Origin of the sequence: Acidovorax sp. LjRoot194 (assembly GCF_964253015.1) — a bacterium.
Lineage (GTDB): Bacteria > Pseudomonadota > Gammaproteobacteria > Burkholderiales > Burkholderiaceae_C > Acidovorax.
Genome location: NZ_CAXUQB020000002.1, coordinates 74399 through 95787 on the forward strand (window position 1 = coordinate 74399; position 21389 = coordinate 95787).

Annotated in this window: 19 protein-coding genes; 18 read left to right on the plus strand and 1 reads right to left on the minus strand. The window is 55.4% G+C overall.

All coding sequences use genetic code 11. The annotated features are described in order from the left end of the window. Nucleotides 1–11 precede the first annotated feature (11 nt). Entirely contained in the window at nucleotides 12–1163 is a 1152-nt protein-coding gene (locus ACSQ3N_RS26685; protein WP_436148024.1) for a ParA family protein, read from the minus strand. Nucleotides 1164–1678: 515 nt separating this feature from the next. Between ACSQ3N_RS26685 and ACSQ3N_RS26690 the strand changes: the two genes are divergently transcribed. The 18 genes from ACSQ3N_RS26690 (at nucleotide 1679) to ACSQ3N_RS26775 (ending at nucleotide 21323) form a co-directional block, all read left to right on the plus strand. Continuing rightward, nucleotides 1679–1999 (plus strand): H-NS histone family protein, encoded by a 321-nt coding sequence (locus ACSQ3N_RS26690; protein ID WP_436137155.1) that lies wholly within the window; start codon nucleotides 1679–1681, stop codon nucleotides 1997–1999. 618 nt (nucleotides 2000–2617) lie between these two features. Beyond that, a complete protein-coding gene (gene traD / locus ACSQ3N_RS26695) occupies nucleotides 2618–4504 on the plus strand; it encodes a conjugative transfer system coupling protein TraD (RefSeq protein ID WP_436137156.1) in 1887 nt (628 codons plus the stop codon). Nucleotides 4505–4507: 3 nt separating this feature from the next. Next, on the plus strand, nucleotides 4508–5116 hold the full coding sequence (locus ACSQ3N_RS26700; protein ID WP_436137157.1) for a DUF4400 domain-containing protein: 609 nt from the start codon (nucleotides 4508–4510) through the stop codon (nucleotides 5114–5116). 41 nt (nucleotides 5117–5157) lie between these two features. Then, on the plus strand, nucleotides 5158–5793 hold the full coding sequence (locus ACSQ3N_RS26705) for an EAL domain protein (RefSeq protein ID WP_436137158.1): 636 nt from the start codon (nucleotides 5158–5160) through the stop codon (nucleotides 5791–5793). A gap of 84 nt (nucleotides 5794–5877) precedes the next feature. Continuing rightward, nucleotides 5878–6312: a lytic transglycosylase domain-containing protein gene (locus ACSQ3N_RS26710; protein ID WP_436137159.1), complete on the plus strand. Its 435-nt coding sequence runs from the start codon at nucleotides 5878–5880 to the stop codon at nucleotides 6310–6312. 19 nt (nucleotides 6313–6331) lie between these two features. After that, nucleotides 6332–10087 carry a hypothetical protein gene (locus ACSQ3N_RS26715; protein ID WP_436137160.1) on the plus strand — a complete coding sequence of 1252 codons (3756 nt, stop codon included), beginning with the start codon at nucleotides 6332–6334 and terminating at the stop codon, nucleotides 10085–10087. A 154-nt stretch (nucleotides 10088–10241) separates the two neighbouring features. After that, a complete protein-coding gene (locus tag ACSQ3N_RS26720) occupies nucleotides 10242–10847 on the plus strand; it encodes a hypothetical protein (protein WP_436137161.1) in 606 nt (201 codons plus the stop codon). Beyond that, complete coding sequence (gene traL / locus ACSQ3N_RS26725) at nucleotides 10844–11122, plus strand: type IV conjugative transfer system protein TraL (protein ID WP_436137162.1); 279 nt, start codon at nucleotides 10844–10846, stop codon at nucleotides 11120–11122. Before ACSQ3N_RS26720 ends, traL begins: the two co-directional genes overlap by 4 nt. After that, a complete protein-coding gene (locus ACSQ3N_RS26730) occupies nucleotides 11119–11928 on the plus strand; it encodes a TraE/TraK family type IV conjugative transfer system protein (protein WP_436137163.1) in 810 nt (269 codons plus the stop codon). Before traL ends, ACSQ3N_RS26730 begins: the two co-directional genes overlap by 4 nt. Then, nucleotides 11928–13052 (plus strand): hypothetical protein, encoded by a 1125-nt coding sequence (locus ACSQ3N_RS26735; RefSeq protein WP_436137164.1) that lies wholly within the window; start codon nucleotides 11928–11930, stop codon nucleotides 13050–13052. The genes ACSQ3N_RS26730 and ACSQ3N_RS26735 overlap by 1 nt, the downstream gene beginning before the upstream one ends. Next, entirely contained in the window at nucleotides 13049–14596 is a 1548-nt protein-coding gene (locus ACSQ3N_RS26740) for a TrbI/VirB10 family protein (RefSeq protein ID WP_436137165.1), read from the plus strand. The genes ACSQ3N_RS26735 and ACSQ3N_RS26740 overlap by 4 nt, the downstream gene beginning before the upstream one ends. Before the next feature lie 5 nt (nucleotides 14597–14601). Then, on the plus strand, nucleotides 14602–15108 hold the full coding sequence (gene traV / locus ACSQ3N_RS26745) for a type IV conjugative transfer system lipoprotein TraV (protein WP_436137166.1): 507 nt from the start codon (nucleotides 14602–14604) through the stop codon (nucleotides 15106–15108). A 27-nt stretch (nucleotides 15109–15135) separates the two neighbouring features. Beyond that, complete coding sequence (traA, locus tag ACSQ3N_RS26750) at nucleotides 15136–15516, plus strand: TraA family conjugative transfer protein (protein ID WP_436137167.1); 381 nt, start codon at nucleotides 15136–15138, stop codon at nucleotides 15514–15516. A gap of 50 nt (nucleotides 15517–15566) precedes the next feature. Next, the gene (traC, locus tag ACSQ3N_RS26755; protein ID WP_436137168.1) at nucleotides 15567–17990 is read left to right on the plus strand and encodes a type IV secretion system protein TraC; all 2424 of its coding nucleotides are present in this window, start codon (nucleotides 15567–15569) and stop codon (nucleotides 17988–17990) included. A 5-nt stretch (nucleotides 17991–17995) separates the two neighbouring features. Then, on the plus strand, nucleotides 17996–18466 hold the full coding sequence (locus ACSQ3N_RS26760) for a TrbI F-type domain-containing protein (RefSeq protein ID WP_436137169.1): 471 nt from the start codon (nucleotides 17996–17998) through the stop codon (nucleotides 18464–18466). Nucleotides 18467–18474: 8 nt separating this feature from the next. After that, nucleotides 18475–19041 (plus strand): signal peptidase I, encoded by a 567-nt coding sequence (gene lepB / locus ACSQ3N_RS26765; RefSeq protein ID WP_436137170.1) that lies wholly within the window; start codon nucleotides 18475–18477, stop codon nucleotides 19039–19041. Between the two features lie 25 nt (nucleotides 19042–19066). Then, complete coding sequence (locus ACSQ3N_RS26770; protein ID WP_436148025.1) at nucleotides 19067–20185, plus strand: TrbC family F-type conjugative pilus assembly protein; 1119 nt, start codon at nucleotides 19067–19069, stop codon at nucleotides 20183–20185. A 115-nt stretch (nucleotides 20186–20300) separates the two neighbouring features. Continuing rightward, on the plus strand, nucleotides 20301–21323 hold the full coding sequence (locus ACSQ3N_RS26775) for a TraU family protein (protein WP_436137172.1): 1023 nt from the start codon (nucleotides 20301–20303) through the stop codon (nucleotides 21321–21323). Nucleotides 21324–21389: the final 66 nt, after the last annotated feature.

Genomic DNA, 21389 nt, shown 5'->3' on the forward strand with positions numbered 1-21389 from the left:
TCCTCTCCGCTTCATGATTGAGACCCCTTCTCGACTGCTTGCGACCTTTTCTCCTCGATTGCAAGCAGCCGCTTAATCAAGTGATCAGTAAATAGCTTGTATTCGTTGCTTGCCTGGCTGAGTGGCTTTTGCAGGCTCATCGGGATGTAGCGCTCCAGAGATTTTGGGAACTCTTCTGATACGGAAATCGAGACCGGAGCTACCTGCTTTTCATACTGCTGAAGTGCCTGATTCATGCGTTGAATCCGCGACAACTGTGCGGCAAAGTGGGTTGCGAGTATTACCAATTCGCTGTGAATTGCGCCTTTGTAAGTCTCGCGCAGTAGCTTTAGCTCCTCAATCACGCGCGAAAGCCCCTTAACTGCAAAAGCGTCAAGGCGAACCGGTGCAACGACGATGTCTGCAGCTGCAAGGGCCGCTGTGCTTGTCATCGAAACGTTTGGCGGGCAATCGAAAACAATTACGTCGTATTTACTTGTGTCGAACCCAGGCAGCTGACCCGTTTTCGCCAAGTTCAAGAGCTTGTCCAGAGCCATCTCGCGGCTCCCTTTTGCTGTACTTAGCGCGAACTCGATATCACCCAAGTTGGCATCCGCAGCAATCAGGTGAGGCCCGTTCTTGCCAAAGGGCATCTTGATCAAACTACCGACCGATTCGCCAGGTGCTCGATTCAAAAACGGGCAAACGACATGCGCAAAAGTTTGCCCAACGATGGCGTCGAGGTTGAGCCCGTAGCTGGCCAAATCCTTCTCTGTGAGGTCTGCCTCATAACCCATGTACTGGGTCAGATTGGCCTGCACATCCAGGTCGATAGCAAGTACACGCAACCCGGCCAGTTGAAGGTGGAGCGTTATCTCTGCTGCAGTCGTCGTCTTGCCGGTCCCACCCTTCACAATGTCCACAGTAATGACATACGGGCCATTCTGCGGAGTCTTGATGAGGTTCTTCTCCCGACGCCACTGGGCAATCTGGAAGAGGGTATCCGGATCGAACAACCTAACGGCTACGGACTTGGTTCCATCATCGTTCGCGCGCCTTACTTGTATCTGTGACTCCTCCAGGTATCGCTTGGTGGTGTTGTCAGTGATACCCAGGAGGGCCGAAGCTGCTCGCAGACGGTACTGAAGGCCCGAAGGGTCAGAGTAGGTTGATCGCAAAGTCATGGCGCAGCCCATCAAAAAGATGAGCAATTATGGGCATGGGTGATAGGGGTGTCAAGAAAAACAATCCCTGGTGGGCAAAACACCTGTCTACGGCGAAAAAGCCACCAACGAGCAATTTGTAACGGGGGGCACAACGGCGCCTCCAGTTGCAATGAGTTTGCAGTTCTCTGCCCCACCAACGTGTTGTGAAGCCAAGATTCTAGGAACCCGTTTACTCCAAAAGGGGTTCGAAAAGTAAGCAAAAAACTCACGTTAAGGCTAAAAGCAAGTTTCGGACTACGCCTGAGGCTCAGCGGTGACCTTTTTTGGAGGAGCACACCGCGTACAAGGACCGGGCGGCTGGCTAAAAGCTACAGAGGCCAAGATCAGAGGGACCAGCGTAGCCCGCATCCCTTGCACAGTGCTCACGCGTATGTAGGAGGTAAGGCCACACCTAGTTGAATTGCAAAAAGATTTGCAATAGAATTGTATAAAGTTGCCAACGAATATCATTTCGCTCAATCTATCGCTAATTCATGCCAAACACCGTTTCGGAAATCAAAACCAAAATTGCCGAGCTGGAGCAATCCTTGGAGGCAACTCGCCAAAAAGAAAAGCCGATGGTGATAGACGCTATAAAAGCGCAAATCGCAGACTACGGGATCTCTCCGATGGACCTGTTTCCCGACGTCAAGTTGATGCCCCGCTCGACACCAAGGCGCGAACGGCACACGCGAACGATCAAGTACAAAAACGAGAAGGGCGAGACGTGGAGCGGGGGGCCTGGACGTCGACCTAAATGGGTCTTGGATGTTCTTGCAGCCGGAGAATCGCTGGAGAAGTACGCGGTGGTGTGACAGTCACCCCGGTCAGACATGGGAGCCCTCTGGGCTCCTTTTTTTTTGGGTGCTCTTCGGGACGCAGGAATGACCTGGATGGACTGATTCGAACCGCCTCCTGGGCAAAAACATTGAAAAGCTCGCAAAACACGCGTTTTTCAAGTGTGTTTGGCCATATTCCAGTTGCTATTCTCAATCGCAACAATTGGATCAGGAGATGCGCGTGTGGTTGTATGACGGAAAGCCTGAAATGGTCAGTGCAGTGGTGCCAGATGCATCTGCGCAGGTCGGCGGCTACATCATGGTGTTCGTGCTCGGGAGTGGAGCGCCACGGATTGTTGCGACACGCTTCCCGGGAAAAAACGTGACGAGCTGGAAAAGCCGAGCCGCGCTCTACGGAGGTCAACGCTTAGAGAGGGTGCTCGTGAGCCCTGCTCACCCTAGGTACGAAAAGATAAAGAGGCTTCTGACTACACAGCTCTCTCACGATGACGAGGGGCAACCTCATCCGGGCCCACTCACGCTTGACCACATCGCGGTGAAAGTTACCGGCCTTTTCGCCACGTTGACGGCTGAAGCGGCACCAGGCGGAAATGGGGCAATTGCCATGTCCGCTCCTCATTAAAGAGGTCACGCGTGGCTGAGCACCTTTTTGATTTCGACAACCCTTGGCGCCCCAACTATGAGGCGGGCCAGGCCTTAGGCTGGTTTGGCGCTTTCGCAGTTTGCATTGCATCCGTGACATACACGCCGCTCCCCACAACATTTGCCGCGGTGGCTGCGTTCGGGTGCGGTGGCATGGCTTTACTGAGGTTGTCAAAGGCTTGGGCGCGGTATAGCGACAAGGCCCGGACCAACATTACTGGCAAAACGTTCATCGATATTGAGGGCCTGAAGAAGGCATCGAAGAACTCGATCAAAAACAAAGAGCTTTGGCTTGGTCACGGCTTCCAATGGACTGATATCGAGTCCCAGCGAATGCACGCACTCATTGCGAGCGGCGTTGCTAAAACACTGGGCAAAGAAGCCACCAGCAAGGATGGCAGCTACTGGCTTCACGGACTGCAGAAAGAAGCAGACGTCAGCGCTTCTTTGGAGCTGCTTGAAGGACACACGCTGATCGTTGGATCAACTGGGGTTGGGAAGACCCGCTTATTTGACCTGATGATTGGTCAGGCCATCCTCCGAGGCGAGCCAGTCATCATCATCGACCCCAAAGGGGACCAAGGCCTAGCCGACAACGCTCGCCGCATCTGTGAATCGATGGGGCAACCCGACAGGTTTGTCTATTTCAATCCTGCCCATCCAGAGAAGTCGGCCTGCCTAGATCCGCTGCGGAACTGGAACCGTAAAACCGAACTGGCTTCGCGCGTCGCTGCCCTGATCCCTTCTGAAACTGGAGCTGACGCGTTTGTGGCTTTCGGCTGGAAAGTTCTTCAGGACATTTGCGCTGGGCTGATTGCCACCGGTGCCCGTCCCAACCTGGTGAGTTTGCGTCGGTACATCGAAGGCGGACCCGACGACTTGCTCGTCAAGGGCCTTCAGATGCACTTTCGACAGAAGGTCAAGAACTGGGAGGAGGGGGTCGCTTCGTATGTGAAGCAGAACCAGGCGAAGGGCAAAGCCAAGGGCCAAGAGGCTTTGCTCATGGCGTACATCCAATACTACAAAGAAGTGGTCATCCACGAGTGGCCGAATGTTGACCTGCAAGGTCTGATTTCGACCTATGAGCACAACCGCGAGCATTTCCAGAAGATGGTCGCGTCACTGATCCCAATTTTGTCGATGCTGACGGCGGACCCGCTGGCGGAGTTGCTTTCTCCAGATCCCGAAAATGCCAACGGGAAGATTGTTCTCGACATGTCGAGAGTGATACGGAACGACATGGTGCTGTACATGGGCCTGGACTCCCTGGCGGACCCTACCGTGGGCAGCGCCATTGGATCGGTGATGCTGGCGGATATGACCGCGGTGGCGGGTGACCTCTATAACTACGGTGAGGGCAAGCGCAAACCAATCGCCGTGTTTGTTGATGAGGCCGCCGAGGTGATCAACACGCCCACGATTCAACTGTTGAACAAGGGTCGAGGCGCTGGTTTTAGACTGACCATCGCGACACAAACGTTCGCCGACTTTTCTGCTCGTCTTGGCGATGAGAACAAGGCTCTGCAGGTGCTCGCCAACACGAACAACAAGATCGCTCTGCGTGTTCAGGACACGCGGACCCAGCAATTCTTCGCCGATGGCATCCCGAAGATCAAAGCCCAGTCAATGTCAGTGAGCTACGGCCACAACGTAGCGGCCGACGCCAGCGCAAATTACGACGCTTCTTACAAAGAGCAGTCGACCGCAGAAGAAGCAGACCTGATACCCCCTGCGATTCTGAGTGAGCTTCCTCCGCTGCACTTCTATGCGCGTATGTCCGGTGGTCGAACGTTCAAAGCGCGGATTCCCATCCTCATCACCGATGGCCCATTGCCGAAAACGCAGAAGCCGTCCTTCTGGTCGATGTTCGGGGGATAGGGAATGGCCGCACAACAGAAGGAAAAAAAGCACTCGCTGGCATCGGTGATGCTGGTGATCGTCATATTTGGCGCGTTCGCAGTGATGTTGCTGGTCCCGTTGCCTGTCTTCAATGCAGTGCGGGATGCCGAGCAGAGACAGCTCGTATCTTGGCTCGGCACGGACACTCACCAGTGGGTGATGAATCAGATCTTCGATGTACTCGAAGCCATAAATAAAGAGGTCACGGCCGCGTTTGTTAGCTCGGAGCTGAGCGGTAACGAAAAGATTGACCGGTGGGTTATGACCCGCGCCTACGCTGGCACGGTCTGGGCTCACGTCATTCTCTACCGGTGTGGAATGCTGGCCATGTGGACGATCTTCGCTTTGCCCTGCATGTTTGCAGCAATGAGCGACGGCCATTTTCGGCGGCAGATATCAAAAGCCTCATTCACCTCACAGAGCCCCATGCTTCACAAGCGCGGGGTGGACCTGGCCAAGCTAGTGGCGGCGCTGCTTGTGGCTTGGCTGTTCGCGCCGATCTACGTCTCGACGTGGGTGGCCCCTTTTGCAATTGTCGGTCTATCTTTTGCGTGGTGGCTATGGGTTGCAAACCTTCAGAAACGTCTGTAATTCGCTCGCCAGGCATCCTCGCGAACTTCAGGGCCCAGCCAATGCTTGCCTGCGGTTCTCATCGCATTGAGGGCTTCGAACTCCTTTTTCGGCACCGTATCGACTTCAGCGATAAGGCAAAAATGCTGGAGGTCGACATTGCAGCGGTCAAGGCGGCTAGAGCACTCTGCAAGTTCTACAACATGAACATGCGGGTTCACTGCAACGTAGAGCTGTCGTCCATGCTCAACATTGATTGGGTGGTGGCGATGGCTGAGAACGTGTGCCGCGGCATGGTCATCGAGATCGTCGAGCGCAATGAGGCACTGAAACATCCACGGACGTTAGATCAGATACAGGGTATCTGTGCTGGCATCAGAGGCCTGGGCGGCGCAGTGGCATTGGACGACGTTGAAGGCACGGATTTGGAGGCCAGTCTGATAGAGGTTCTTCGCCCTGAAGTGCTGAAAGCAAACAGCGTGTCTGGTCTGGACTTCATCACCAGTTTCGGTACCAAATCCATCGTCGTCGCTGAGCAAATTGAGTCTCCTGACCTAGCACATCAGGCCGCGAAATGCGGAGCAACTGAGCTTCAGGGGTACTGGTGTGACGTGCTGAAAGAGGACGAAGTTCACCCAGCGCTGACTCCTCCGGGTGTGACTGCCAGGAACCGCCAGTTGATGGCTGCAGCCGCCTGAAGAGGCCACGATATTCGTAAAGCGCGCAAAAGGCGTGCTTTTCAGGGGTGGTTGGCGGGGTGCGGCTTCGTAGCATTGAATGCTATGAAACATTGGATCGTCACGTTCTTTTTCGCTCTCGCTTTGCAGGCCCACGCAGCTTGCTTCGAAGACGCTGCAAAACGGTACCAAGTCCCTGTAGAACTTCTCAAGGCGATATCGACAGTCGAGTCAAACGGCAACCCAAATGCCGTGAACCGCAACAAGGGCGGTTCCTACGACTATGGCCACATGCAGGTCAATGACTGGTGGCTTCCCAAGCTAGCTGCATACGGGATCACCAAAGAGAACATCTCGGACCCTTGCATCAACACCAATGTGGGTGCCTGGATCTTGGCCCAGAGCATTGCTTCCCATGGCTTCACATGGAAAGCCATCGGGGCCTACAACGCCACCACGGATTACAAAAGACTTGTTTACGCCCGCAAGGTGGAGCGAGTCCTGGCAAAGCACGCCCCAGTGCAAGTAGCAAGCAAGTGACAACCTCCTGGACTACACCATGACCAAAAGACCCATCCTGCGCGAAACAGTAGCTGCTGTACTTACTCTGTGCTGCAGCATTGCGCCCTCGGCCAACGCGGCGCTTGTATCTGCGGCATGTGAAGTCAACGGCGTCAACACTTGCGACGCTGGGGCACCTACTATCACGCCCACCGGAATTTTGACGATCAGAGGGTATGCATTCGACATGGTGACCCTTGAACGGCCGAATGAGACTGCAGGGGGTTTTATCGTGGTGAAGAACGATGACACCCTCATCAGTTACAAGATTCCCATTCAGCGTATCGAATCTCGGCCTGACATTCTTGCCGACCACATAACAGGTGACTTCTCTGATGCTCAGTATCCTCTGCTGAACTCAGGATTCGTAGCCCAGGTGTTCTCATCGTCCCTGCCAGCGGGGCCGTACACGATACAAGAAGTGCGCCTTTCAATGCGACAGGGCATCATGACTTCGCTTCCACTCGATAGGGCGGAAGCAAAGGGGCGATTTGTACTCTCCGACGCTCAAAGCCCACTGAAGCTCGTACACAGCGGTGGAACAGAGGTGCCGCTCAAGATGGTGCGGAGCATTGGTGGCGCGATCCAGGCCGTCGGATACCCTCCATTGCGTGACGGCCCCATGGAGATCAAGGCCGAGGTTGTTGCAGGCTCCAACACAGCCTCACGGTCAGTGGCATTCAGCTACAAGCGCCCGGTACTAAAAGCGGACATTTCGCTGCCAATCGTTGAAGCCTTTCCGGGAATGAGCAGCCGTTTGACCCCGTCGAGTCCGCTGAACAATCGCGCAATGGATGTCGCTGCTCTCCCAGTGGTGGTTGACTCGGCATCCGCTGATGGTCTCTCGGTGAATGGGCAAGCCGTCTCCAAAGACTCGGCATTCGATCTCGGCCGTCAAGCCAACCTGGCTGGGACCTTCCCGATTGTTGTCAAGGACACCACCGAAACCGAAGTTGCGCGCGACGTGAAGCTGTGGGTGAACCTACCTGATGCACCCAACATCCTCCTCAAAACAGCCACGTGGAACCCAGCCAAAAAGATTGTCGTCTCCCAGTCGTTACCCACCGCCGCCATCAAAGTCCAAGACGCGGACGTGCAGGCAAAGCTTGAAAACGGCAGCACTGAAACCTGCAGCAACCTGAGCACAATTCGGCCGGGGTACATGCTCTCCCAAACCATCGGAGTGAACTGTGCAATTCAGTTCGGCGCGCTCCCTGAGGGCATGAAGTACAACCCCTATGCATCAAACGCATTGCGCGGTTCGGTGCCGACAGTTGGCGACAACACCATCACGTTCACCCCTGGGATTGTTTATACCGATCCTGCAACCCGACAGACAGCCTTCTACCCAGCGAAGTCAGGCCATGGCGCCGTGAACATTGTGGGCACGACTCCGGCGCCAATTGCGCTTTCGTTCAAGAATGACAAGCTGCTGGACACCTTCTATGCAAAGAACACGTCGCAGTTCCCGGGTAAGTATTTTGCAACTGTGGACAAGGCTCAAGCACGCGCTGCGGGCGTGGTCAACGTCAAAGCTGGGCATCGCGAAGTAGTGACTCGTGTGACCTACCCTGGAGATCTGGTGAAGGAGGTCACCAGCTCGATACCAGAGTCGAACGTCACGTTGTTGATGCAGACGGATACTCCTTGGGCTGAAAACAAAGTGAAAGTCGAGTCCTGGTACAGGCGCGCACCAGAGTTCAAGACAGAACAGGTCTTCGACTTTATTGGGGTCCCCCAAGGTCCATTGGTCGACTTCGAAAAGAACTTTGTCTCCCACGATCAGGCTGACACTGTCATCAATGGCATCGTGGGCATCGCTCGTGGGCAAAACATCGTCTTCGAGCGAGAGTCTATGGGTCAGTGGCAAATCGTCATCAAGGATGAAAAGTCCAACACGGCCTTGTCTTCGCCTGTGATGCTTGACGATCAAGGGGCCTTCACTGTCAACATGGGCCGCTTGTCAGCAGGCACGCGATTCATCGTTGCTGAAGCGAAGATGGTCAGCGACGGGCTGGTTTTAAATAGCTCAGTGGTATCAAAGACTCGCGCGCTCATCACGGCGGCTGGCGATGTGATTGAGGCCTCTCTCAGCGCCCGCGTGTTGAGCGGCAAAGCGCCTTTTGTTCAGACGCTCAATGCGAACGTCAAGAACGCAAAAATGCTCGCCAATGTCAAAGCCGTTGCCTGGGAGATCCAAAACACTGACGGAACGTGGCGTCGGGTTATGCGCACAGAGCAAATCGAGCAGACAGGCATAAACTTCACAGCGCGGCTGGAGAACGTGGGAACGGCGACCTATCGCGCCGTGCTCGTCAACAAATATTCAGGTGCCGAGTTTCAGACGGAGCCACTGACTCTCACGGCGTTTGAAGTGCCAACGTTCAGTGTCACAGCTCCTGGGGTCGTGCTCGTTGGGCAACCCGTGGAGTTGAAGGTGAAAGCGGAAGAGGGCTTCGATGCAGCGTATCAATGGCGGATCGTCACAACCGGCGGCTTCACGAATGTCACGGGAGAGAACTCGGACACACTGACTTTCACCCCAACGGAAATCAAAAACTACGCCATTGAAGTCATCGGCAGATCCGCAAAGGCGCCAGACAACCCATCCGCCAACGTCATCAAGACAATCGGGTTGAAGGCGGTGAATCCTCTCGTGGCGCGAGCATCACTGCGCGGACCAACGTACGTTGAGGCTGGAAAGAGCTACGTCTACTCTGCCACCATCAATGACGTTGTCCCGACAACCTCAACCAAGTCGTACGAGGTGCTCGGCTATTGGCTCCTCCCAGACGGCACTCGCGTCGACGGCACAGAGCTGAGCTACACACCTGCACCAACGGACAAGGTGCTGAGCTACTACACCTACGTGAAGGGCTACCCCGACGAGACTACAGTCGCCACCCTTGCCATCAAGGCATGGGCTTACAACTGGCCAGCAAGCTGGAAGATCAAACTGGTTCCGCAAACGACGGATGTGCCAGCGGTCGTTAAATACTACGTAGAGACTCCCGAATTTGATTTGAAGTCGCTGAACGGTGAGCCACTGACATACACGTGGTCGTTGCCAACCGGGGTGACTCGGGGCAGCGGCAGTGATGTTGCCGGCACTGTAAACATTGGCGCCACCGGCACTTATCAGTTGGCTCTGCAGGTATCGGACACGCGCGGGAATGTGGTGAATGTCTCATCCGACGAATTCACCATACTCCCGCCAGCCAGCGTCGAGACCCAAGCCTCCATCGTTTCGAAGTACCTGGACAAGTATTTCGCGCCTGGTTCTTACTATCTGGGCCTCAAGATCGTGGGTATGCCGCGCGGTGATTCATTCATGCGCAACGACGTGTTGATCAATGGCACAAAAGTCGGCGAATTCACTGGTTCGGGGCACTACGTGTCCTTCCAAACGCCTGGCCAATATGAAGTTCAGGTTCGCACTATCACCCGTGCGGGCAACTACGGTGAAAAGACGATTTCACTCGATGTGAAGGAACCGCCCAAGCCGAATTGCACTATCAAGCAAACCACCACAACCAGTGGAATGTTGCTGACACCTGAGTGCGAGATCGAAGCCGGAGTTTGGCGGTCTACGGTTTGGAATTACAACCTGGACGGTGTGGCCCAGAAATCCACGTCTAAATCATTCGCCATTCCCAAGGCCTGGCTTGGGACTTCACGACTAACCGGGCTCCGACTGACGGTCGACACGGATCTGGGTGCTATTGCTGAGCAAGACGTGATCATCAATCAGTAGCCCTGCATAACCAGCCCAAAACTGGGCTGAAAACACTTCCAAACCTTCGGGGGGTGCGAAACGTCGCTTTTTAGCGTGCTTTTCGCCCCCCTTTTCGCATGTTGAGCCCCGTAATATCTCTACATCGCTCATAGAGCAATGAAGGGGTTTGGACGTGAGAGCAGCAATTTTGGCGGTGGTAGCAGCGGCGGTTCTAACAACCGGCTGTGCTCCCCAATTCATCGACGTCCCAGCACAGCAAAAGAAATCAATGTGGGTTGAGCGCGATGCAATTCTTTCCCATGGCGCTATTGGACAAACCGAACAAACCGAAATCGTCCTTACCGACGTCGCTAAAGACCTCCGTTTGACTGCTGAAGAGCGTGTTGTATGGCTAGCTGGAGTCGATATGGCCAAGAGCAAGCTGCAGCGCAGTCACGAACGACTGGATGGCGCATCTGCAGATATGAATGCAATGCGTGGTGCAACTGGGAAGTCAATTGTTGAAGTTCACAGTTTCAATGTTGCATCCAATTCTGTTTCAGTTGCAGGTCAAATTGCATTGCAAAAATTCAAAACTAACGACATGGCTCGATATTACGTTGAATTTTTGAATGATGGGCCAATGACTGAAGAGCGAGTAAATCAAATGATGCAGGCCTGGAAGGAATTAGTTCCACGTCTTAAAGATCGTGGGCTAAACGCTTCGAATGTCATTCTCGGTGGCGCGAAATACGACCAATCAACCAACAGTATCGTGCTTGTGAAGGTGGGCAAATGACCGAGAAACCAATTCCAAATTACGTGGATGACCAGATGCAGATCTTCCTTTGGGAAGTAGACGAGTTTCTGCCCGCCTTAGTCATCTTCGTTGTCCTGTTTATGTGGGATCAGCTGTTGTTGGGCATGTTCGCCACGTATGCATTCGTGAAGATTTTTGGCCGTTTCAAGAATTCGCACATGGACGGAGTGCTTTTTCATATGGCCTGGTGGGCCGGAATGATGAGCATGAATAAGCGGTTCGACAGTGGCGCAATGCGCGAGGTGGCGGAATGAATTTCAAAAGCGCACTGCGCAACATGAGCGAGCTGCAAGCCCTGACCAGGGTCTTGGTTGTTTCAAACGCAATGCTGGTTGCCGCACTGGTGTACGCCTTTGCCGTCATGTCGGGCGAGCGCGAGCGAATTGTGCTCGTGCCACCAATGTTGGATCAGAAAGCCGAAGTGGCGTGGAATTCGGCCAACAAGGAATACATCAAGAGCTTTGGGATGTACATCGCCACCTTGGTCGGCAACATCCAGCCGAAGTCGTCACAAGTCGTGCTGGATTCGGTGTCCGCATTCATGGACCCCTCGATCTACACCGACTTCCGCCGTCAGCTCATGACGATCATGGAAGACCCTGTTTTCAAGGGTTCAGGCTCCGTCATCAGTTTCCTGCCGAACTCGCTTCAGTTTGAAGCCGACACCAGCCGCGTGTTTGTCTCAGGGACCCTGATCACCTCCACATCGGGCGCTCAGAAGTACCAAAAGCAGGTTACCTACGAAATGGGAATTTCGATCCGTGAGGGGCGCCCATGGGTTTCTCACTTCCTCTCGTACGAGGGAACCATTCCACGAACTGTTGCCTGGCACGTGAACCGCAGCTCCCGTGAGGGCGGTGTCATACCCGACTACGCGACCCCTAGCCGGTACAAGAAAAACGGCGGTAAGCCGCAAGAGGATGCCCTCCAGGCTCTCGATCTCGATGCAATGAAGCCAGCTACGGCTCCCATCCAAGAAGCGGCTCAAAAAGTCTCGGAACAGCCTGTGCAAGCAACTGATTCGGCTACCGGCGAAACACTCATTAAGGAGCAGAACTGATGCGCGCCATGAAGATGACGCTGGCTTGCCTGTGGGGATTCGCCCTCAGTGCCGGGGCAAACACGGCACTCGCCAACGACGATGCCGCAAAGGCAAGGGATGCAGTTGCACAAACGAAGGCGGCGATAGATGCCGAGCTTTCAAAGCCCGTGTCCGCCCCACTGGCCCCGGCCGTTGTGCAAGACGCAAACCGACTTGCGTCGGGAGAGTTGCCAGCTGGCACCAACCGGTTTGTCGAACGTCCAAACACTGGGCAAAGCAAGCAAGTCCGCGCTGCACCTCCGGTGATTTTGCCGAAGGGCCCGCTGGGTAGAGCACCAGTGGACCCCCTGGCAGCGCTTGCCGATGCGCAACGTGAGGGCGGTGTCGGTCTCGATGCAATTCAACGTGAGATCAATCTGCCGGGACTCAAGAAGGACGACCCGAGCTTGAAGCCCTTCGTTATCCACACGCGAAACGGCGTGAACGAAATCGTTCGCATGTCGAGCAAGCTGCTCAATCGCATCGCCACGCCCTTTGCCAAGCCAGTGGTGATCGATACGTCTAATTCGATGGCGAAGGTCGTCGGCAGCGACGTCTACTTCATGCCAAACGGTGAGCAGCCCATCGGACTATTCATTGTTGATTCGGCAAACACCTCTCAGTCGATTTCCCTGACCGCTATACCTTCTGGCGCGATACCAGGCCAATCCGTGATCGTGAAGCTCGAAGACCTTCGCGCGAGTGCGAATGTCACTGGCGCAACGGAGGAGGAGTCAGAGATATCGACTCCGCGGGCAAGCGATTACGCGGGCTTTATCCGGACCCTGATGTCACAAGCCGTGCGAGGCAAGGTCACAGGCTTCAATCCTGTTCCGCTGGAGAGCGGTGTAGCAAAGATGGGCCCTTTGCATGTGACGCCAGAAGTGGCATTCACTGGTTCAACGGTTGACATCTATCGGTACCTGATCGTCAACAAGTCGGCCGAGAAGGTTGATCTCACTGAAACGGCCTTTTACCGAAAGGGAATCAAGGCTGTGAGCTTCTTCCCAGCAATTTCCCTCAAGCCTGAGCAGTCAGGGTACGTGTTCATCTTGGCCGACAAGCCGAAGTCTGCCGCGTCGATGGCAATGGAGGCCCAATGAGCATCACCGAAAAGCTGAACAACCTTCAGCCGAAGACTCGTCGGCTGGTGCTTGGTGGCGGCGCCATCGTTCTCGTATTTGGTGTCAGTTTCCTGCTCACCAACATGACCGAAAAGAAGGCGTCACGCACGCCGCGCGCGGCTAAGCCTGAGGTGACAGTTGTGACCCCGCAGCGCGTGACAGGTGTTGAGCAATTTGGCGCTCGCATGGACACCATGACCAAAGTGCAGGAGGAAATGAGAGCGGAGTTCGAGAAGCGATTCAAGAATTTCGACGAGAAAAAAGGAAACCCGGAAGGCCTCCCGACAGACACCGCCGCCGCCTCACGCCCTGCTGAACCGGTGGTGCCAGCTCTCGAAGCAAATACGAGCGTATTCGATGCCCCCGCGTCGAGAGCGCCAGCACTGCCGCCACCACCTCCGATGGCTGCTCCCATGCCCATGCCGGCAGCTACCACAAGTGCGCCTACTGCAAACGAAGCGACCTCAAGCATGGCGGAAACGAGCGTTGGTCCAACGATTCGTCTGCTTAGCGAAGGCGGAGAGATGGACGAGCAAAAGGCGGAACAGCGTTTGAACACGCTTCCTGCAAGCGCAAATTCGCGGAAGAAGCGTGAGAACGAGGCCGCTTACATACCTGGCGGTTCCATGTTTCCGGGCGTGTTGCTGAACGGCATGGACGCCCCTACGTCGAGCGTATCTCAGAAGAATCCAACGCCAGTGCTCATCCGAGTGAAGAAGGAGGCCGTGCTTCCCAACTTCGCATCCATCGATGTGCGTGAATGTTTCGTAATGGGAGCGGGATTCGGCCAGCTTGCATCAGAGCGCGCATTGATTCGCACCGAAAGCATTGCCTGTGTCCGTCATGACGGCAAGGTGTTCGATACCAAGATGGAGGCCTACATCGTAGGCACCGACGGGAAGGTGGGAGTTCCTGGCCGACTAGTGTCAAAGCAGGGACAAATGATCGCCCAGTCGTTGCTTGCAGGCGCTCTGGGTGGTATCGGCCAAGCACTCACAAAGTCGCGTGTTCCGACCCTCAACATTGACCCTACACAGGGCAACAACATCTACGAAAGCGAGTCTCTCGCCTCCGTCGGTCAATCAGGCTTGGCTGGTGGCATCTCGTCTTCCACAAACATGATCGCCAGGTTCTATCTGGACATGGCCAAAGAGACATTCCCTGTCGTCGAGACGCAAGCGGGGCAAGTGGTCACTGTGATCGTGACGCGTGGAATGAGCCTTCCCTTGAAGGGTTCAACGTCGCTTGAACGATATGTGGATGCACCAGCAAAGCCAGGCAGCTCCGCAGCTCGTGGCAGCAGCCACGACAACGACGACGAGGACCAAGTTGCTGCCCCTAAGGCCCAAGCAAACGCTCAGAGCATGGCAAACAAGATTGCTGCCGGCGCGTCTGCTGCGAATCAGGTTGGAGCCACTGCTCAACCCGCAACTGTCGTGGGCGCTCATCAAGTCCCAGTTGCTATTCCCGGCGTAAACGGACCCGCACCAAAGGGTTCTGGCTCCAACAAGCCTCAATGGTGAACCAAATGAAACTGATCTCCCGTATCCCTCTGATCGGCGCTGCCGCTGCCGTGGTGTTTTCTCTGACAGGTTGCGCAAGCGCACTCAACACGGCTTCCGAGTCGAAGTTTGCTTGCGACAACAACAACACGAGTTGCCCAACACCGCTTGAGGTGTACCGGGCAACACACAACACGCCGAAGGCGATCCGTGATGGCCGGACACCTGAAGAGTGGAAAACCGGCGCCAAGGATGGCGGGCAACTTCGTTCGATGGAATCCAGTGAAGAGCTGGCCCGTGATCTGACAACGCTCGCTCCTTCATCGCACCTGCTGACCGCTGCTGAGCCTCCAGCCAGGCCAGTTCGCGAAGCCAGCCAAGTTATGCGGATATGGGTAGCCCCATGGGTTGACAGCACCGACAACCTCAATTGGGCCACCTATGTCTACACCGAGGTTACGCCAAAGCGCTGGAGCTATGGCGAACAAGAAGTGCGGCATCAAGGGATGCCCGCTGCATTCACCCCCCGTTAATTTACTTTTATCAACTAGAGGAAAGCCATGACTCACGTTTCTTTCGCCGCTGCACAACAAGCACTCGGCTTCGCCTTCGGCCGCAATGCCCGTAACACCCCCAAGGTCGAAAAGCTCATCATGCTCGCCCTTGGTCTGGGCATCTTCTTCAGCTCTTTCGTGAGCAATGCGGGCGGCGGCGGTACTGAATTCACACAGGTCTACGACCAGATCACCGGTTGGGCAAACGGCACGCTGGGTAAGACCCTCGGCGTGTCCGCGCTGTTGGTCGGCCTGGGTGTCGGCGTCATCAAGCAATCTGTCATCGCAGCCGTGGTTGCTGTTGCGATGGCGCTGACGGCTGGCTTCGGTCCTGGCGTGATCGACGGTGTGATCTCGTCCGGTCTGCTGATCGTCAATCCCATCTGATCACCGTTTTCCAGAACTAGGGGGATTGAATGTCCGCATTGCACAGGGCTATGAGCCAAGCCGTAAAACGCCACAAACCCAGCGAATTCATTCCCGTGGTGGCCCAAGATCCAGAAACGGGAGTGTTTCTCTGCGATGACGGCTACATCGGCGTTTGCTACATGGGCAACCCTGTCAATGGGGCGGATGACACGTCAGCGGAGATGCTCAAGGGAGCATTTTCGCTACCCCTTCCTGCCGGGAGCATGGTACAGGTCACCCTGTATGCGATGCCCGATATCGACGTTCCGTTGGGTCGGTATGAAGCTCGGCGTCAGGCTGGGATAAATCGTCTGACCAGTGAGGTCACCAAGGCTGGCGCTGAAGCGTTTTACAAGCGCCGCATCGAGTTCATCTCCAAGTCACGAGATCGCTCGAATCTGCCAAGTTTTGGAACGAAGCTACTTGATCGCTTTGTAGTGGTTTCGTTGAAGATCCCGTACAAGGGTCTGGAACCCACCAACGCGGAACAGGACATCGTTGCCGAGAGTGGAGCGAAGTTGGCCGAGTCACTGATGACCATCGGGCTTTACACCACACGTATGAGCAGCGCAGACTACCTGCGTCTCGCACATCGGATCACACATCCATTTGACGAGCCAAAGCTCGACAGCGTGCGTGAGGATCAGAAGCTAAAGGATCAAGTCTTTCTGCCTGGTGAAGGGTTCTCTGTCACCGAAGACACACTTGAGTTTTCCAGCGGCACCAAAGTGCAGATGCTCTCGGCCGGCCGCTGGCCCAAGGAGAACGCTCTCTGGCTGATGGCGTACATGATCGGGGACCCGCTCGGGGCGAACAACCAAATCAAGTTTCCGTACCAGATAAATCTGACGATGCATTACCCGGCGCAACACAGCAAGACGTCTGCTGTGAAAACGAAAGCGGGAATGATCACATATCAGGCTTTCGGGCCGCTATTGAAGTTCGTGCCGAAGCTTGCGCTCAAAAAGCAGGGAATGGACGTCATCGTCTCGGCAATAGACACGGGCGCCACTATCGTCGAGGCTTCCCTGTCAGTTGGGATCTTTGGCCAGCAACGCGAGCCACTCACCCGTCAGATGGCTGCGATGCGTACCTATCTGCAATCTTTTCAGTTCTCGATGGGTGAAGAGCGGCTGGTCCTCTTGCCGGTGTTCTGGAATGCGTTTCCCTTGTTTCCGTCGGCGGAAAGCATCAAGAACACGTTCCGTTTCAAGACGCTGGCGGTTGAGCACGCTGCAACTTTTCTTCCCATTCTTGGTGAGTGGAAAGGAAGTTCCTACCAGCTCGGGCAAGACAAGGGATACGCCATGCTTCTTCAGAGCAGGCGTGGTCAGATCATGTCTCTTGACCTGCGCGACTCAAAGACCAATTCGAACGCCGTCGTGTTTGCGGAATCTGGAGCGGGGAAGAGTTTCTTGACTCAAACACTCCTGACAGAGTACCTATCGATGGGTGCCAAGGTGTACGCCATCGACGTGGGCAAGTCCTATTACAAACTGTGCAAGTGGATGGGAGGCGAATTCATCGAGTTCAGCCCTGATAAGGACTTATGCCTGAACCCATTCTCAAAGGTACAGGATATTGACGATGAGGTGGGATTGATCCAAGCCATCATCGAAAAGATGGCCGCTCCAGAAGACGGTCTTGATGACTATCGCCGCTCACGAATTGAAGAGTCCGTGAAAGCTGTATGGGGTCGCAAGGGGCAAAGCACTGACATTTCCGACATCGCTGAATACATGCGCGACATGGAAGATGAGCGAGTGCGTGATATCGGCGCAATGCTGTACCGCTACACAAAGTTCGGAGCAGAAGGGCGGTGGTTTAACGGCCAGTCAAACCTGGACCTGAGCAAGGACTTTGTCGTTCTGGAGCTGGAAGAGCTCAAGAGCAAGCCAGCCCTACAGCAAATTGTTCTGATGCAGCTAATCGCTGCGATTCAGGCAGAAATCTACCTGTCGAATGATGGTCGACCTCGAATCGTCGTTATCGATGAAGCCTGGAGCCTGCTGGATGACCCGATGGTTGCCCGCTTCATGGAACACGCATTCCGCCGCTTCCGTAAGTACAACGCGAGCGCAGTGATCGTTACGCAGTCGATAGCTGACTTGTATCAATCGGAAGCCGGCAAAGCAATTGCTGCAAACAGCGCCTTCAAGCTGATCATGAAGCAGAACAGCGAAACCATCGAGTTGGTGGAGCGCGAACAGTACCTTGCGCTTGACGACTGGTCCTTCAAGCAGATGCGGACTATTCACACCATGCCTGGTCAATTCGCAGAGGTAATGATCTACGCGAACGAGAGCGTCGGTATTGCGCGCCTCGTGGTGGACAGGTTCTCGCAAGTTTTGTTCTCTACCTCCGACCCAGAACGTTCACAAATCATCAATGCCATCGAAAAGGGCGTTGACCCTGTCGAAGCAATCGAGTCATTCATTGCGAAACACGGATAAAAATCATGACGACCAATGCAGTACAGGCCTCCGAGGCCATCCCTACAAAACAGCCACTGGGCGTTCTCCCGCTGGTTACCGAGATCGGCACCATCGTTCTGATCTCCGCGCTTGTCGCACTGGCCTTCAACGTTTTTGCTGTTCCGCTGCTGAACCAGCAAAAAGCCCCGAGCAAGATCGCTTTCGTGAACTACGAGCAGCTGGTGGGCGAGTACGTGCTCCTCGTGGGCCAGGATGTTGTAGCCGGCAAACTGCCGGTGTCCGACGTCACGGTGAAGTCGAATCAATTCACGCAAGAAATTCTGAAACGCCTGCAGGCGCACGCTGAAGCAGGCACTACCGTTTTGCGAACAGAGTCCGTGGTGGCGGCGCCCGCGGGCGTTCCCGACCTGACCGACACACTTCGCAATGAGCTTGTGGCCGAAGGGTACCTTCGCAAGGAAGGCACGAACCCTAGTCCCGCTCCCGCCCGTTAGGAGTCTTCATGTCGGTATCCAAGGACTCCCCGGCAAGAAATTGGCCGGGGGTTGGGGTGCGCATTGTCTACCGTCTGATCAAAGTGAACTTGATCGGCTCGTTGCTGGTGACCGGTCTTATTGCCCTGGGCCTGTGGTTGACCGGAATTCGGATTGGTGTCGACGTCCAACGGCTCGTCGGTGAGCCAGCATGCATGCCATCTCTGGTGTACCTCTGGAAGAAGGGGATGCCCCAAGAGCCCAAGGTAGGTGACTACGTGATGACCCGGATGCCGAAGTCTGGTTTGTCTGTGGGCGCGCGCGAAGGCGACCGGATCGTGAAGAAAGTGGCCGCTCTTCGCGGAGACACGGTAAAGGTCGAAGGCACTGAGCTGTGGATCAACGGTGTGCATGTGGACCGTCTATGGCTTGCAAAGAGCCTACCAGGCAAGAGCCCGGGTGATTTTGATGCGGAGTACACGCTCAAGGAAGGACAGATGTTCCTGATGGGTACTACCAAAGAGAGTTTTGATTCGCGCTATTGGGGGGTTGTAAATCGTGAAGCATTTTTGGGCTACGCTATTCCTTTGTTCTAGCCTTCCGCTTCTCGCGAGCGCACAGGTGGCGGAGTCCCGCAACCCTTGGCAAGACAACAAGCACCAGGTCACCAAACCAGTCCAGCTGCAGCAAAGCGCTCAGGGGACGCTGCGTGACTACGGCATCACGTCCGTTTCTTCTCCTGCGCCGCAGTGGACGAGCGACATGCGTGACCAATACAAGCAGAGCGTTAAGTCGGAGCAAGAGACCGGCGCTCTGCCTGATTTCGACATGCAGGTATTTATCTCGACGGGCATGCCAGACGGTGTGCTGCGCAGCCTCTTCCGCCAGTCGTTGGATGAAGGTGGCAAGCGCGTCCGATTCGTGGTGCGTGGCTTTGAGCCGCAGAAGATCGGGGAGCTGATTCACAAACTGCGGATGCATCTGCCTGATCCCTACAAAGATGAAGTTCTCGTAGAGGTCGACCCGAATGCGTTTCGGTCTTATGGGGTCACCTCAGTCCCTGTGTATCTGGTGAAGAACAAAGACAAGTGGTTCTCGATTCGAGGCGCAGTGAGCCTGGACGGTGCGAGAGCCATGGCACGCAAGGGAGGCAACTACAAGGCCGGCGAATCCTATGCAGTGGCCGAGCCGGACATTCTCAGCGTGATCGAGGACCGCGCAAAGAAGTACGACTGGGAAGGCGCTTTTGCCCGTGCTCGAACGCGCGCAGCGCAGAACATCAAGCCCAGCTTTGATCTGCCAACAGTAGTGAAGGAGTCGACGGACTACTTTGTTCCTACCTTCACGGTACCGGAGGACGTCACTGGTCCAGGCCCAGACGGCAAAGGCACGGTTGTGCTCGCGAAAGCAGGTCAGACCTTCAATCTCCTTCAGCACACACGACTGCAAGTTCCTGTAATTGCGATTGATGCTGGTGATGAACGCCAGATCCAACTTGTACGCGGATGGCTGAAACGCCCGGAATACCGCGCGGCTGACGTCTTCATTGTCGGCAGCATGACCAGCGCACAAAGCGGTAACGTGGTGATGGAGGAGCTGGTGAAGAAATTCAACCGCCCAGTATTCCCGTTGGTGAAACGACTCGGTGATCGTTTTGGCATTCAAGCTGTCCCCGCAATCGTGGAGCAGGAGGGTGACCGCCTGCGCATCCGCTACTTCAATCCCCAGACTAAAGGTTGACCACATGTGGAGAAGTATTTTGGTGATCGCGGCCCTCCTACTTGGTGGAGGGCACGGACAAGCACATGCGGAAACGATGAAGCTGGCATGCAGTAGCTACAACCCCCTTGAAACAATGTTCAAGGACGTCTGCTGGTCAGGCATGTTCCCCTTCAAACTGATGGGTGCAACCATGATCGCCGGCAAGAGTGGCGAGCCTGCAGATCGCACCAACAAAATCATCTGCGCATGTGGGGGCGACCTGTCGAAGGGGCAGCTCCCACGCATCGGCTTCACGGTGGGATTCTGGGCTCCGTCCAAGATCCTCGACGTCACCCGCCGTCCCTACTGCCTGCCCTCGCTGGGCGGTATGGAGCTTCCCTTTGCGAGCGTGGGGTTCCTCAACGGCGGGGCCAACATGGGCCGCAGCGATAAGCACGAAGCTTTCGCAAACTGGACCCTGTACACCTTCCCGATCATCTACATGCTGCGTCTCATCGACGACGGCGCATGCCCAGCCGATGGCATGACCGAATTCGATTTGCTCCAGTCGAGCCCCATGTTCCCAAACTGGAATGATGCGATTGGCCGGTACACGACGTTCATCAATCCAGAGATGCTGCTGTTCACTGGTGTTCAAGCCATGTTTGCGATGCCTGTGGACGGCGTCGCGTCAACGCTTGGCTCGCCGATGAACAACCTCTTCTGGGTTGCGGGGACTTGGGGAAACATGTACCCGATTACAGGGTTTTTTGGGAACGGGGTAGGGCGGATGGTTGACCCCGTGCAGTTCACCAGTCTGACTGGCGTCAGGGCGTTGTCCATGCTTCATCGCCTCGGGTTGCTAAACGAGACGATTGGCAACGACAACCTCTGCGAGCGGAACCCTCGCTACATCATCAGAAAGGACGCCTACCGCTGGCAGTTCTTGGCTCCTTCACCCGAGGTGAATGGACGGCCGCCCGGGGCACCGGCCCCAACTCCAACGACTTCGCAGGTTCAGGAGGTGAGCCCTCCACAACGGTTTGGGACTTGCACCCATGCAACCGGGTCAAGCACTGCGGCCTGGGGCATGTGGCGCGATGTACCTGCCACAGGTGAAGACCATTCGTACCTGCTCTTTCAGTGGACCGATTGCTGCTTTGGCATCACGCCTTAATCCCCGCACGACATAGCTATGAATTTTTCTTCAGATCCGATTACAACGCGGGACAGGATTGTCAAA

Bases quoted from the DNA above. Each gene is read 5' to 3' on its own strand.
- ACSQ3N_RS26685 (WP_436148024.1), bottom strand. From the start codon at position 1,163: ATGACTTTGCGATCAACCTACTCTGACCCTTCGGGCCTTCAGTACCGT.
- ACSQ3N_RS26690 (WP_436137155.1), top strand. From the start codon at position 1,679: ATGCCAAACACCGTTTCGGAAATCAAAACCAAAATTGCCGAGCTGGAG.
- ACSQ3N_RS26700 (WP_436137157.1), top strand. From the start codon at position 4,508: ATGGCCGCACAACAGAAGGAAAAAAAGCACTCGCTGGCATCGGTGATG.
- ACSQ3N_RS26705 (WP_436137158.1), top strand. From the start codon at position 5,158: ATGCTTGCCTGCGGTTCTCATCGCATTGAGGGCTTCGAACTCCTTTTT.
- ACSQ3N_RS26710 (WP_436137159.1), top strand. From the start codon at position 5,878: ATGAAACATTGGATCGTCACGTTCTTTTTCGCTCTCGCTTTGCAGGCC.
- ACSQ3N_RS26715 (WP_436137160.1), top strand. From the start codon at position 6,332: ATGACCAAAAGACCCATCCTGCGCGAAACAGTAGCTGCTGTACTTACT.
- traL (WP_436137162.1), top strand. From the start codon at position 10,844: ATGACCGAGAAACCAATTCCAAATTACGTGGATGACCAGATGCAGATC.
- ACSQ3N_RS26730 (WP_436137163.1), top strand. From the start codon at position 11,119: ATGAATTTCAAAAGCGCACTGCGCAACATGAGCGAGCTGCAAGCCCTG.
- ACSQ3N_RS26735 (WP_436137164.1), top strand. From the start codon at position 11,928: ATGCGCGCCATGAAGATGACGCTGGCTTGCCTGTGGGGATTCGCCCTC.
- ACSQ3N_RS26740 (WP_436137165.1), top strand. From the start codon at position 13,049: ATGAGCATCACCGAAAAGCTGAACAACCTTCAGCCGAAGACTCGTCGG.
- traV (WP_436137166.1), top strand. From the start codon at position 14,602: ATGAAACTGATCTCCCGTATCCCTCTGATCGGCGCTGCCGCTGCCGTG.
- traA (WP_436137167.1), top strand. From the start codon at position 15,136: ATGACTCACGTTTCTTTCGCCGCTGCACAACAAGCACTCGGCTTCGCC.
- traC (WP_436137168.1), top strand. From the start codon at position 15,567: ATGAGCCAAGCCGTAAAACGCCACAAACCCAGCGAATTCATTCCCGTG.
- ACSQ3N_RS26760 (WP_436137169.1), top strand. From the start codon at position 17,996: ATGACGACCAATGCAGTACAGGCCTCCGAGGCCATCCCTACAAAACAG.
- lepB (WP_436137170.1), top strand. From the start codon at position 18,475: ATGTCGGTATCCAAGGACTCCCCGGCAAGAAATTGGCCGGGGGTTGGG.
- ACSQ3N_RS26775 (WP_436137172.1), top strand. From the start codon at position 20,301: ATGTTCAAGGACGTCTGCTGGTCAGGCATGTTCCCCTTCAAACTGATG.